Source organism: Bacillus sp. bc15, assembly GCF_900142585.1.
Lineage (GTDB): Bacteria > Bacillota > Bacilli > Bacillales > Bacillaceae_G > Bacillus_A > Bacillus_A cereus.
The window spans coordinates 1,714,817-1,728,239 of the sequence record NZ_FRBJ01000001.1; the positions used below are offsets into that span (position 1 = coordinate 1,714,817).

The following is a 13,423-nucleotide window of genomic DNA, read 5'->3' on the forward strand; positions in this document are numbered from 1 at the left end:
TACTCTCCTCCTATTTATAAACATCTGCTGCCAATTCTCTCAAAACATCCACGTTTACTACTTCATAGCATCCATCGTTCTTCTTTATTATCTCTTTATCACAAAAAATATTTAATGTTCGCAACAAATGCCGATAGCTCGTTCCTAACAATTCCGCTATTTCCGTTAAATTCCCACTAAATACAATTCTATTTTCATGCTGAACTGCTCGTTCCCCTGCTGCTAACATGTAACTCGCAAGTCTATTTTCAAGCGGATACAATAAATTAATTGTACTATTTTTTGAAAGTCGATTTAACTTATGTGCTAACGATCCACAAATACATCTTAAAAATTTCGCATCATGAAATAGCTGATTTCTCACTTTTCCTAATGGTAAACCAACACAATATGAATCTGCCATCACTTGTACATTTGAAGTAATCCTTTGGGAATGAATTAACTCCACATCTCCAAGTAACTGCAAACTATCATAAAAACACAGTAATACGGATTTCCCGTTACTTAATGTGTTAAACGCTTTCGCTTTTCCTTCAACAAAGAAATATAAATAATCTATCTCTTCATTTTCTCTACAAATAAACTCATTCTTTTTAAAAAATATAAGTTCCATATATGGCTTCATATCATGACTAAAAAATGAATCAATATTATTTTTCTTCATATACTCTGCTAATTTAATAGAATTACATACTTTCTTCATAGTTCCCCACCTTTACAACTCATCCCCATTGTAATCAAAATTTTCTTCTTCCACTATGACATATGTCATAACAATACACAATTTCAGCATGATACAGTCATTACAAATATGAAATACAAAGGGGATATTACATTGTATAACTTTCTTTCTGTCTTTATTGGTGTGCTCATCGCCGTTATGCTTCCATTGAATGGGATTTTATCTGAGTTAATTGGCAAGTACACAGCAAGCGTGGTCATTCACCTTGTCGGTTTAATTGCAGTTATCTTCATTTTAATCATAAACAAAAATAAAATTCGTTTCGATAAAAGTATTCCACTTTTTTTATATAGCGCTGGAGCGATTGGAGTATTCACTGTTCTTTTTAACAATATAAGTTTCTCCGTCCTTGGTGCTTCTATTACGATCGCATTAAGTTTACTCGGTCAATCTATTGCTTCCATCGTTATTGATCATTTCGGCTTATTAGGAATGAAAGTTGCAAAGTTTGAAAAGAAAAAACTAATTGGATTATGTTTCATCTCTTCTGGAATTATAATCATGACAATTTATTAATGGGGGCAAGAAAATGTTATATATTACGATCGCTATTTTAGCTGGTGTTTCTATCGTTGTTGCTAGAATTATTAACGCGAATTTAGCAAAGGAAATTGGAAACTGGGAAGGCACGTTTTTCAATTATATTACTGGATTATTTTTCTCTATGTTATTTTTAATTTTCAGTTCAGATTCATTGTATATCCCTATTCATAAGTTGCAATCTATTCCTATCGCCGTATACTTAGGCGGATTAGTAGGAGTTATCGTTATTTCATTATCCAACTATATTACTCCTAAAATATCAGCCTTCTATTTAACATTACTCATCTTTATCGGACAATTATTTGCGGGGACTATTATTGATTTCTTCCTGACAAATGAACTCTCAATTGGTAAAGTTATCGGTGGCATTTTCGTATTAATTGGGCTCACTTACAATTTACTCATAGATCGCCCGATAAAAACTGTGAAGCATAACCAAGTTCAACTATAATACTTTACGCTTACCTATCATATATTAATAGAAAAGCTCTTCACACGAAGTAATAGAGAGGAGAAAATCCTATTAAAAAAATTATTTTATTGCTAGGTAGCGTATTAATTATTTCTGGAATTGCATGGTTTATAAACTCAGGAAAATCTATTCAAGATCTCTATACTGCAAATAAACCGAAAAAGAAAGCTACTATTATTTCAAGCTCGCGAGATCCAAATGAGCCCCCTGTTTTTTTAGGAAAACAGGAAATAAAAGATATACATGTAGAATCAATTAAAACAAAACAGGATATCTTTCTCACAAAAACAGATGAATTAAAAACGTTTATTAACAGTATGAATACCGCAAAAAAAGGTAAATTAACATTAGATGAAGAAGGATCAGACTTAATAGATTGTGATATGTGGATTACTTTCGAGGATGGAACTTATAAAAAATATTTCATATGGGTAGTTGATCATCACAGCAGCGAAGTGATGATTGCTCAGCAAGATACTCCTGATGATGTAAACCTTACGTACTATCAGTTAAACGAAGATAGTTCAAAAAAAGTTTATAATTTATTTAAAAAAATTATTTAAACGAAAAAGTCATGAGCACGCGAACTCATGACTTTTTGCACTATATATACTCAGGGAACACTCTACAACCCTTTTCCTGCTCTATATCATGACCAAAGAAAACAATCGGTTTCTCTTTTGTCACAACTTCTTTTAAACGTTTGATTGAAGATAAAGCTAATTCTGGATCAAATCCTGCGAACGGCACTTCATCTTCAAAATTCTCTTTGGTGTACGATGCATCAATTGTTAATAAAACTGAACCGGATTGCTCCGTCTCAATGAATAACGACTGATGGCCTGGAGAATGACCTGGCGTATACAATAATTGAACACCTGGTACCACTTCATAATCCCCTTCAATAATTTTGTAGTTCAAATGCGGTAATATACATTCTTTCATATATTCTTCTCTATGAAGTGCTGCCTCATATTCCGTTCGCTGCACAATAATCGGTGTATTTGTAAAAGCACCGTTTCCTCCTGCATGATCAAAATGTAAGTGAGAACTAATAATATATAGAAGGTCTTCTGGATCATACCCTACACGCTTTAAAATATTGACAATTCTATCTTCTTCAGTCATTTTCGGTAAAATCTGTCCCTCAACAAATGTACCGTTAAAAAGCCCTTCATTATTAACTGCACTTTCTGGCATACCAGTGTCTACTAAAATAGGACCTTCTTCCGTCTCCAAAAGATAACACCAAACCGGCAAGTTTAATAGTTTCCCCGGTGTTAACGTACTGTTAACAGACGCATGGTCCAACATGTAACGACCTGCTGGGATGAAATAAAGTTTCTTTACTGTCATTATGTATCCACCTTTACATTTAGTTTTGGATAAAGTAATACATTAAAAAATTCTTCTTTTTAGAAATAAACTCCTTCTAGACTATCAGTACAGCTTGCATAAAAAAGAGGGTATTTTTTTACATAGCAGTATTCCACCAACTATAATATAGAAATAAAGGATTCTTACTTTAATGGAGGGATTACAAATGAAAGCAATTGGTTTACATGAATACTTACCTATTGAAGAAGAAAACAGTTTAATGGATCTGGAAATTGAAAAACCTGTTGCCACAGGAAGAGATATACTCGTAAAAATTAACGCTATTTCCGTTAATCCAGTTGATACAAAAGTTCGATCTCCAAAAGAGAAAAAAGAAGATGTAGCGAAAATACTTGGCTGGGATGCTAGTGGTGTTGTTGTACAAACCGGCGAAGGTTGTACATTATTTAAAGAAGGCGACGAAGTATTTTACGCTGGAAGCATTACGAGACAAGGTACATATAGTGAATATCATTTAGTTGATGAAAGAATTGTCGGTAAGAAACCAAAAACGTTAAATGATGCTGAATCTGCCGCAATTCCTTTAACAGCGATTACAGCATGGGAAGGTTTATTCGAGCGTTTAGGCATTGATCATACTAAAAAAGATACGAATTCATTTAAAAACATTTTAATTATCGGCGGAGCTGGTGGTGTCGGTTCAATCGCAATTCAACTTGCAAAATGGGCTGGACTAAATGTAATCGCAACTGCTTCCCGCGGCGAAACGATAGACTGGGTTAAAAAGCTTGGAGCTGACCATACAATTGACCATCATACCCCTTTAAAAGAGCAATTACAAAGCCTTGGATTCAGCGATGTAGATTATATTTTCTGCTTAAACAATACAGATCAACATTGGCAAGCAATATGTGACCTCATTAAACCACAAGGCAAAATTTGCTCTATCGTAGAAAATGAACACCCTCTTGAAATGAGTATTTTAAAAAGTAAAAGTGCTACACTCGTTTGGGAGTTTATGTTTACAAAATCGATGTATGAAACTGGCGATATGATTACGCAGCACGAACTATTAAATAAAGTAAGCGAACTACTAGATGAAGGCATTTTAAAGACTACCTTAAATGAAACATTAACACCGATTAACGCTGAAAACTTAAAGAAAGCACATGCACTACTTGAAAGCGGGCACACCATTGGGAAAATCGTATTAGAGAAATTTTAATCATGATAGTGACAGATAGTATGTGAAATTATATTAACGATTTTTCGAATATATCTATCATAACGTACAATATATCAACGATTTTTCAAATATATCTATCACAAATCAAATTATATCGATTTATCGACAAATAGCAACAATATGAAAAGGCTGTTCCAGATGAACAGCCTTTTCTTTATTTACTTGAAATCTCTTTATTATTTTGAACGTCTAACGGAGCTCGCTTTCCTATTCCAAAAGCATAGAAACTAATTGTAACGATAGCTAAGAAAATAATACCTACAACTAATGAAATGCGCGTATCATCGTTAAACCACATTCCGATTAATACCATAATTAAAAAGGCAATTGTTAAATAGTTTGTAACAGGAGCAAACGGCATTTTGAACGGATGATCTTTCATCTCTGCTCCCTTTTCTTTTCTAAAATTAATTTGACTAATTAAAATAACAAACCATGGTACCATACCAGGAAGTACACTCGCACTATATACATATACGAATAAGTTTTTCGGTGCGATGTAACTTAAAACAACACCAACCGCTAAACCGATAATTACGCCAACTGTTCCGAATAAAGGTACACCATTTCCAGAAAGTTTCGTGAAATATTTCGGCGCTTGTCCATTTACACCTAACGTATACAGCATACGACCAGCACTATAAATACCACTATTACAACCAGACATTGCTGCTGTGATAACAACAAAGTTAATTAATCCCGCAGCAGCCGTAATACCAACCTTCGCAAAAGTTGCTACGAACGGGCTACCAATTGTACTTAATTGATCCCACGGATACACAGTTACAATAACGAAAATAGCACCGATGTAGAAAATTAAAATACGCCAAATTGTACTTTGAATCGCTCTTGTAAGTGTCTTCTTCGGATCCTTCGCTTCACCAGCAGTAATACCGATTAATTCCACACCTTGATACGCTCCAACTACAAGTGATAATGCAAAGAAGAATCCTGAAAAACCACCTGTAAAGAAACCGCCATTTGACCAAAGATTAGATATGCCAATCGCTTCTCCGCCGTTACCAATTCCGAAGAAAATAAGGCCAAATCCTGCAATAATCATTAATAGAATCGTAACGATTTTAATCATCGCAAACCAAAATTCAAATTCACCAAATGACTTAACAGAAATTAAGTTAGCTGCACCAAGAATAACCATTGCAATTATACCTGGTATCCAAGCTGGTAAATCCGGGAACCAATATTGCATATACGCTCCAACCGCGATAATTTCTGACATCCCAACGATAACCCACTGGAACCAGTTACTCCACGCTGTCATATAACCAGCTAGTGGATGAATATACTTATGACCGAATGTCGCAAATGAGCCTGTACTTGGCTCCATATACAACATTTCTCCCATGGCACGCATGATGAAGAAGATGAAAATACCTGCAATTGCATAAGCAAGCATTACTGACGGACCTGTCCATTTAATTGTGCTGGCTGACCCCATAAACAAACCAACACCAATCGTTCCGCCTAAAGCAATCATTTGAATATGACGTGCTTCTAAACCTCTTTTCAATTCTTTGTTTGCCACTTCACTTCCCCCTCTTAGATGATTCATAACCGCATTTTAACACAAGATGCTTTCCCCTAATTCCTTTCGGCCCTGAAAATGATGAAGCAAACGTCATTTTACACTAGCTTTAAAGCTATCCTAAAATCGTTTTGTGCTCCTAATAAAATTCTCAAAACCTTTCATCTTCCAATATTCTATAAATCTTAAAATTACTTACCTTATATTAATTCATTAATCTGAAAAATTCAATTATTTTTTCAATAAATTATTATACATAAGTCTGGTTAATTTTTAACTAAATTAACAATAAAATACATCTATTCAATATGATTCCGACATGTATATTATTACAATATAAATAACAGAGGAGAGCATTTCTTCCTCGGTTTCATATGTCAAATACTTCAACCTTTATAGTTGATAACGTAATTTCCCACACATTCGATTTATATACCAATGAGAAATTTAATATATTAATAAACTACTAACTTCTTTACCCCAGCCAAAATATAAAAGAGCCTCATTTAAAAATGAGACTCTTTTACGATTTCATATTTAAACCGATTTCAAAGTTTGCTTACCAAAGATAAACACCCTAGTAAACACTGCCATTATAACTACAATAACTAGAAAATAAAGTGGCATCACTAGTAACGAGCCCGTATGCAGTTGACTCATTCCCCAAATTGTCATCGTTACAATTACATAGTACCCTAAGCTAAACAATGCACCTGCTGTACCAATAACATCTTGAAAATCTACTAATGCTAAACTTAAACAGTTAGGCAACGCTACTCCAATTCCTAATAGCAATATAAACATCGCTACTAAAAATCCAATCATATATATTATGTTTGGATTTGATCCAACAAACGTAATAACAGATAAAAGGATAGCTCCTCCTGTCATTACGAGACAACCGATATATATAATTTTCTCTGGTTTATAAGTAGCAAGTAAACGTTTCGAAACTTTCGCTCCAACAATAGAAGCAGACGCTACAACAATTCCTAGAAATCCATACATACTAGGCGATAATTGAAAGTATTCAATAAAGATAAACGGCGCTTCTGCATAATAGCTAAATAAAACACCATTTGCTCCTCCAATTAATAGCCCATATGTTACTACTTTCGGATTTGTAATTAGCCTCTTCAAGACTGAAAACACATTTATTTTATTCGTTACTGAGCCCGTTTTTGTTTCAGGAAGAGAAACAAACGTATACAGAAAAATACCGATACTCATAACTACTAAACTTAAAAATACTATTTTAAATCCAAACATTTGATCAAGAAAGCCACCAATTAACGGTCCTATCGCTGGTGTAAAAGCAATGACTGCCGAGATTTGAGCAAACATAACATGCCTCTTATGCCCTTCTACACTTTCACGAAGAATCGTTTGCGTCACAACTGATCCTGCACTTGCTCCAAACGCTTGAATAAAACGACTTACCAATAAAAATTCAATGGAATTTGCAATATAGCATAAGAAACTCCCAGCGCCATATATTACAATTCCAAATAACATTGCTGGGCGACGGCCAATTATATCTGATAGCCATCCAATAAAAAATACACCTAAAGCAAATCCAGCAAAATACACACTAAGCGTTAACTGCACCTCATTATTACTTACATGTAACGCCTTTGAAATATCAGGTAAAGACGGTGTGTAAATCGTTTCACTAATTTGCGGAAATGCGACAAGAACAATCATTAACAAAAGTGATGGTACTGAGACTTTTTTCATTTTTCATACCCTCCTATAACTTTGAAAATCCCAGAAATAAAAAGACTTTCCTTAGCTACGGAACAGGAGGGGCCATTATAGAAATCCGGTCATAAAACAACAAAGAAAACACCTCAATTACGTATGTTAATACTTATAGGAGGGTAATATTAACATCGATTTTTAAATATACTTTTTCAATTATATTACATATTACTTTTATTTTTCTAGTATTAACGTTCAAATGTTCTTTTTATATTAGTGAACAACTAATACACGCCATAGAAGATAACTACTTGATATAACCACCTTATTATGGAATAATTAGAAATAGTTTGAATCTATAAACCTAATTATAAAATGATATACTCATATATTACTAATGTCATAAAGCTGAACAAGTAGGAGGACTTTCGTAATGATTGAAATTTTAAGGACAGTAGTAAACTTTCTAATTTCTCTATTCTCAGGAGAATTACCATTTGTATATTATGTATGGATTATTACCCTATTCCTAATTCAAATAACCCAATCTACTCTAAACTATAAACTCTTTAACAAGAAAGACAATTTCAGCACTTATATATTGGAAGGATTACTTTCTTTTATTATTTTATTGTTTGGAGGAATATTAGTATCTAAGTTACTTGCTTACATAATAGACGATCCTACTATTAATATGACGAATTTAACACATTATTTTGTTTCTCTTATCATATTAACTATATTTGTCGTAATAACCTGTGTTAAAGACTTTATAGAGACATCTATAAAGAATAAAAATATATCTCTTTTGAGCTTTTTAGTAATTTCCTTCATAACAAGTATACTTTCATTCAAGTTTTTATCACCTTTAATTCAAGGTTCTTTTTCTCTTTCTAAATCTTTTATCACCACTTTAATCATTCTTGTAACTATATCAATCCCTCTATTAATTTCCTTAGAGGATAAGTATGCAGACGAAAAGGAAACGGAAAATTTATAGTTTCTCATTTACATAAAAGAAAGAGGGAGCTCCCCTCTTTCTTTTAAATCATCCCTTTTAATATCAATCCTAAAACTGACATTATTATCGCGCTAATAATAATTCGCAAAATCCAAGTAGTGTTTGTACTTATTTTTTCTAATTGCTTATTGATTGTTGCTATGTCTTTCTCATTAATAGTAGTACGCGTTTCTAAATTTCGAATGTCTCTCATCATTTCTTTTTGCTCCGCCTTGAGACTGTCAATTTTAGCGTAAACATCTTCCATATATTCACACCCTCTGTTCATCTTAATAGAAAAATCTATATATATTATGAGACAACCCTCTTACCTGTGAATACATTGCGTATATCCGCGTACCAAATTATTTGTACAATCTAATTGAATTACTCACATGTTTCCATTCTTCTATTTATAAATTAGCGTTAAGATAGATTAAAATTTAAAAAGGAATCCCTTGTTTATTTAACAACAAACAAGGTGCAATCCAACATTCGGGAGCACCTACGATAATTTCTATTGTTTTCATATTTACAACTCAATATAATCAGTATGATTTTCTGAAGAATCCACTTTTTGAACTGCTTAAAGTATACTAATATGAATACGAAATAGCTGTATTGATAAACTCTCTAGAACAATAAATATACTGGCTGAAACGGATCTATATCCAATATTTTTTCCAGTAACATGAATGGTTATTTCTGATAAATGCGTTTGTATATCATTGTTTTCAAAAATTTCATCCTCAACCTTTACAATATCTGCTTCACAATCTACTTCTTTAAAAGTTTTCAATAATTTTGTTTCCAATATACTACAATCAAAATTCTCATCTTTTATTACGGCAAATTTAACTTTCATATCGATTTCCCCATTTTTAACAAACTAAAATCACTAAATCAATATAAATATATATTATTCTATTAAATAATTCAAAATATATGTTTCTTATAAATCACTACTAAATATCAATTCTAAGGATTTAGATAAAAAGGAAAACAAATAAAGTGAAATTCTAATCAGTAGGTGGTTTGTCCATTCCCCGCTGATTATTTAGTTAAACCAATCGGACATTTAAGAGATTAAAAAATTACTCTTTCAATCACCAAGCTAATTAATAGATAATCCCCCTGTGCTCAGTGATTCAAAAAAATTTTTATTTTTAATTCATAGCTTCTGAGAACTTTTTGCTTTAATATTGATAAGTTGCTTCTTACATTCTGTAATATTGGAAATAACTATATAGTAAAACAAATTAACTATTAGGAGTGCTATTTATGTTTGATATACTTCGTCTCTTAATTATATTTCTCATTGCTATCTTTTTATTTTTCTCCATACTAATGGAGTTTAAAAAACCTCAAAAAAGTGTATTTTGGTTTTCAATTGAAGTCTTATCTCTTCTAGGGATTATAATGCTTTTTAAAGATTTTTTATCAAAAATATAACTTATTCCACGAATAATGACGTGTTTCAATACAATATCTTTATCTTTTGAACGATCTTATTTCTTAACACGGACTCTACCTCAAGTTGTCTTTTCTTTATAAAAAAATAGCCTGCCTATTTCCGTAGGCAGACTATATCTTTATTCCTCAATACAAAAGTATACTTTCTTTTTCACTCAAACTTTATGTAATGATACAGATTCCAAATAAATTATTGTCTTTTCTGTATTTTTATCATTGATTTTTTGTTCATAAATTCGTAACACATATAGATGAGTTATCATGCTAAAATTAGCTTATTCAAAAGAAGTTATTCTTAATGAATCGATAATTTTTAATCCCCTGTTTAAAGCCTCGCCCCCCTGCGAGGCTTTTTCCTATTTAACTAGAGTAATGGTTATCAACTGTTACTATGCTGCTACGGATCCTACTTTTAGCTATTCAGTATCAGCACACGTAAAATTCTTTCCTCCATCATTTGATTTACAAACTGTATTTATCGATTTTTCGGTTATTTTTTCACTTTCATTAGAAACTTGATCTAAATTCATTCGATATAATTGTTCCGGATTTTCTTTTGAATTTCCTTCAATATGAATTGTATGATTGAACATCTCAGCCGTGAAGCTGCTAGATGTATTTATCATTTTTACTCCATTATTTTCACCTACATAGCGTTCAACTACTCTTTCGGCTTCTTTAAGTTGTTGAGATGTAGGATACGGTATAGATTCCGCTAAAATAACTACACCTACTAAATATGTAATATACAAACCACCTGCAATCAAGATAACTTTCTTTACTGTTTTATTAATCATGCTCTAACTCCCTTTTCTTATTTCTCTATTAATATATATAATTTATCTAATTTATATCAATTTCTTTTTAATACATAACATTCGTTTTACATTTTATAAAAAGCACCTCTCTTACTAATTTTCAATTTGATAATATCACTTTATTTATTGTTTTTCAATAAATAATTATTATTAAGCGTTTTATTTTTACTGTTTTTTATTTTTGATTCAATTTAAAAACAAGTGACTTATTTAAGTCCACTACATCATCAGCAAGTTTGAAAATTTGTTAATTAATAAAATAAAAAGAGCAACTATATGTAGTCTCTCTCGTTCTATCTATGTAGATTAGTAGTTTAACTTCAGCACTCACTCTATTCAAGAATACTTTACTGAATATTCAATCTGATGATAAAATTGACCTAATTAATATTTTCTTCCATCACTGTATAAAAAATTACAATAAAAAAATAGCACTCTCCCAATTAAGTAAACGCAAACTGTTTCTTCTATCTACTTACTATTTAAGGTTAATAATGATATAACCTGATTTAAAAATTCGACTTAAATTCATTGATGAATGGAGAGGTTTATATGAAATTAAAAGACAAAGTAGCAATCATAACTGGTGGTGCAAGTGGAATTGGCGAATCTACTGTTCGTCTTTTTATCAAAGAAGGTGCAAAAGTAGTTATTGCTGATTTTTCTGAACGTGGAAAAGAACTATCAGATGAATTGAATGCACATGGATACAATACGTTATTTATTAAAACCGATGTAACAAATGAGGCAGATATTAAACAGCTCATTCATGAGACAGTAAGTACATACGGTAAATTAGATATTATGTATGCAAATGCCGGCGTTGCTGATGATGCACCGGCAAACGAATTATCCTATGAAAAGTGGAAAAGAACTATTGATATTAATTTGTCTGGGGTATTCCTTTCTGATAAATATTCGATTGAACAATTTCTTAAACAAGGTACAGGTGGTGTCATCGTTAACGCTGGTTCGATTCATAGTTTTGTTTCATTACCTACCCCAACAGCATACTCCTCTGCAAAAGGTGGTGTGAAACTATTAACTCAAAATTTATGTACTGCCTACGCTAAATATGGAATACGTATTAATGCGGTGTGCCCTGGTTATATTGACACCCCTTTACTAGGTAGTGTTAATCCTCAACAAAAAGAATATTTAGCTTCACTTCATCCACAAGGCAGACTTGGAACACCAGAAGAAGTCGCTAAAGCTGTCTTGTTTTTAGCAAGTGATGATGCTAGTTTTGTTAACGGTACAACACTTCTTGTTGATGGAGGCTATACTGCACGTTAATTTAAAATTTTTGAAGCACCCTAAGAAATATATAGTCTTCAACAAGAAAAAGCACCATCACAAGTGACGGCGCTTTTTCTATGTAAGAGCAACTAGAAGGTATCCTTCTAGCCTACTCCCATTTATAAGTCCAAAACTGTTCAAGTTGCAGCCATTTTAATGTTGCTGCATCTTTGTTTTTTATTTTTGCATGCGTGTCTTCAAGCATTGCTTCTGTTTGTGAACGGTGCGCACCTAATGCAGTTAATTTATGATCAAATACTTCACTAATGTTATTTACAACATCCGGTTCTCCTAATACTGCTTCACGATTTTTCGTAATCGCAACAGCATGGATAACTGGGCGCTCTTCTTTTGGCATACGTGATACAGCGCGAACGACAGCGCGGCCAAATGCATTATGATCTGGATGTACACCGTGCTCTGGATAAAATGTAATAATTCGAGATGGATTTACTTCTTGAATGATTGCTTCAATTTTGTCAGCAACGAAATCAACATCTTCAAATTCTAACGTTTTATCATGGAAGCCAAGCATTCTTAAATCTTTAATGCCCATCGCTTCACAAGCATCTTTCAATTCTTTCTTACGGATATTTGGAATCGTTTCACGGTTAGCGAATACGTTCTTACCCATGTTACGTCCCATTTGTCCTAGAGTACCACATGCATATGTTACAGGTACTCCTTGATCTGTTAATAAGCGAATTGTTCCTCCCGCAGCATATGCTTCATCATCTGGATGCGGAAATACAACAAGTACATGTCTCTCCATAAGTTTCCCTCCTTCTTACTTAAATGGTGTTAAGCTTAACTCAAGTGCAACTGCTAGACGACCTAAATTATCATGTCCAGCTAGTAATAAACGCTCTTGACCATCTACTTCCCAGTGCGTAATACCTTCAGCATATACCCAACCATGATCCATTTTTAGACCAACTCGGTATGGATTTGTTCCAGTTATCTTCCCGCGTTCAAAACGGATAATTGCATTTCGAATGAAAGCACCAACTGTCATCATCTTTTCATTTATGTGTGATGCATACGCTCCGTTTGTCGTTTCTAAATGAATATATACATCTTTATTTACAAAACGTTCAATTTCATTTTGAATAAGAGAACTATCTTTTACTATTTCCATCGGAATTCACCTCTTTAAACCATTTTACGCAAAAATAATGTAAATTGCTATCTCTATATTAGAGGACAACGCTCACTTTTCCTAATAATTTGCACTGTGTTTTTTAT

Annotated in this window: 15 protein-coding genes; 6 read left to right on the forward strand and 9 right to left on the reverse strand. The window is 32.7% G+C overall.

Annotated features, from left to right (window positions below; translation table 11 throughout):
• Nucleotides 1-10: 10 nt before the first annotated feature.
• The gene (yeiL, locus tag BUA87_RS08740; RefSeq protein WP_000754830.1) at nucleotides 11-703 is read right to left on the reverse strand and encodes a transcriptional regulator YeiL; all 693 of its coding nucleotides are present in this window, start codon (nucleotides 701-703) and stop codon (nucleotides 11-13) included.
• A gap of 108 nt (nucleotides 704-811) precedes the next feature.
• Between yeiL and BUA87_RS08745 the strand changes: the two genes are divergently transcribed.
• From BUA87_RS08745 to BUA87_RS08755, 3 genes are all read left to right on the forward strand, one after another.
• Nucleotides 812-1,258: a DMT family transporter gene (locus tag BUA87_RS08745; RefSeq protein WP_002039063.1), complete on the forward strand. Its 447-nt coding sequence runs from the start codon at nucleotides 812-814 to the stop codon at nucleotides 1,256-1,258.
• Nucleotides 1,259-1,271: 13 nt separating this feature from the next.
• Nucleotides 1,272-1,736 (forward strand): DMT family transporter, encoded by a 465-nt coding sequence (locus tag BUA87_RS08750; RefSeq protein ID WP_000965811.1) that lies wholly within the window; start codon nucleotides 1,272-1,274, stop codon nucleotides 1,734-1,736.
• An 89-nt stretch (nucleotides 1,737-1,825) separates the two neighbouring features.
• Entirely contained in the window at nucleotides 1,826-2,320 is a 495-nt protein-coding gene (locus tag BUA87_RS08755; RefSeq protein WP_000901701.1) for a hypothetical protein, read from the forward strand.
• 40 nt (nucleotides 2,321-2,360) lie between these two features.
• Here BUA87_RS08755 and aiiA read toward each other — a convergent pair whose 3' ends face one another.
• Nucleotides 2,361-3,113 carry a quorum-quenching N-acyl homoserine lactonase AiiA gene (gene aiiA / locus BUA87_RS08760; protein ID WP_072939198.1) on the reverse strand — a complete coding sequence of 251 codons (753 nt, stop codon included), beginning with the start codon at nucleotides 3,111-3,113 and terminating at the stop codon, nucleotides 2,361-2,363.
• Nucleotides 3,114-3,300: 187 nt separating this feature from the next.
• Between aiiA and BUA87_RS08765 the strand changes: the two genes are divergently transcribed.
• Nucleotides 3,301-4,320, forward strand: coding sequence for a zinc-binding alcohol dehydrogenase family protein (locus BUA87_RS08765; RefSeq protein WP_072939202.1), 1,020 nt, complete (start codon nucleotides 3,301-3,303; stop codon nucleotides 4,318-4,320).
• A gap of 175 nt (nucleotides 4,321-4,495) precedes the next feature.
• Here the strand turns inward: BUA87_RS08765 and BUA87_RS08770 are convergent, their stop codons facing one another.
• Nucleotides 4,496-5,887: an amino acid permease gene (locus BUA87_RS08770; RefSeq protein WP_001284404.1), complete on the reverse strand. Its 1,392-nt coding sequence runs from the start codon at nucleotides 5,885-5,887 to the stop codon at nucleotides 4,496-4,498.
• A 537-nt stretch (nucleotides 5,888-6,424) separates the two neighbouring features.
• Nucleotides 6,425-7,624 carry a multidrug effflux MFS transporter gene (locus BUA87_RS08775; protein WP_000758007.1) on the reverse strand — a complete coding sequence of 400 codons (1,200 nt, stop codon included), beginning with the start codon at nucleotides 7,622-7,624 and terminating at the stop codon, nucleotides 6,425-6,427.
• Nucleotides 7,625-8,021: 397 nt separating this feature from the next.
• Here BUA87_RS08775 and BUA87_RS08780 point away from each other — a divergent pair, with 397 nt between their 5' ends.
• On the forward strand, nucleotides 8,022-8,588 hold the full coding sequence (locus BUA87_RS08780) for a DUF5823 family protein (RefSeq protein ID WP_000570042.1): 567 nt from the start codon (nucleotides 8,022-8,024) through the stop codon (nucleotides 8,586-8,588).
• A gap of 43 nt (nucleotides 8,589-8,631) precedes the next feature.
• Here the strand turns inward: BUA87_RS08780 and BUA87_RS08785 are convergent, their stop codons facing one another.
• From BUA87_RS08785 to BUA87_RS08800, 3 genes are all read right to left on the reverse strand, one after another.
• Nucleotides 8,632-8,856, reverse strand: coding sequence for a hemolysin XhlA family protein (locus BUA87_RS08785; RefSeq protein WP_000390469.1), 225 nt, complete (start codon nucleotides 8,854-8,856; stop codon nucleotides 8,632-8,634).
• A gap of 318 nt (nucleotides 8,857-9,174) precedes the next feature.
• A complete protein-coding gene (locus BUA87_RS08790) occupies nucleotides 9,175-9,453 on the reverse strand; it encodes a hypothetical protein (protein WP_000865000.1) in 279 nt (92 codons plus the stop codon).
• Between the two features lie 1,024 nt (nucleotides 9,454-10,477).
• On the reverse strand, nucleotides 10,478-10,858 hold the full coding sequence (locus tag BUA87_RS08800) for a hypothetical protein (RefSeq protein ID WP_000608950.1): 381 nt from the start codon (nucleotides 10,856-10,858) through the stop codon (nucleotides 10,478-10,480).
• Nucleotides 10,859-11,431: 573 nt separating this feature from the next.
• On the opposite strand from BUA87_RS08800, the gene BUA87_RS08805 reads away from it, so the two are divergent.
• Nucleotides 11,432-12,175, forward strand: coding sequence for an SDR family NAD(P)-dependent oxidoreductase (locus BUA87_RS08805; protein WP_000768026.1), 744 nt, complete (start codon nucleotides 11,432-11,434; stop codon nucleotides 12,173-12,175).
• 112 nt (nucleotides 12,176-12,287) lie between these two features.
• Here the strand turns inward: BUA87_RS08805 and bshB2 are convergent, their stop codons facing one another.
• Complete coding sequence (bshB2, locus tag BUA87_RS08810) at nucleotides 12,288-12,950, reverse strand: bacillithiol biosynthesis deacetylase BshB2 (protein ID WP_000439489.1); 663 nt, start codon at nucleotides 12,948-12,950, stop codon at nucleotides 12,288-12,290.
• Between the two features lie 15 nt (nucleotides 12,951-12,965).
• Nucleotides 12,966-13,316, reverse strand: a complete 351-nt coding sequence (locus tag BUA87_RS08815) for a YojF family protein (protein WP_000407046.1) — start codon at nucleotides 13,314-13,316, stop codon at nucleotides 12,966-12,968.
• Between the last annotated feature and the right edge of the window lie 107 nt (nucleotides 13,317-13,423).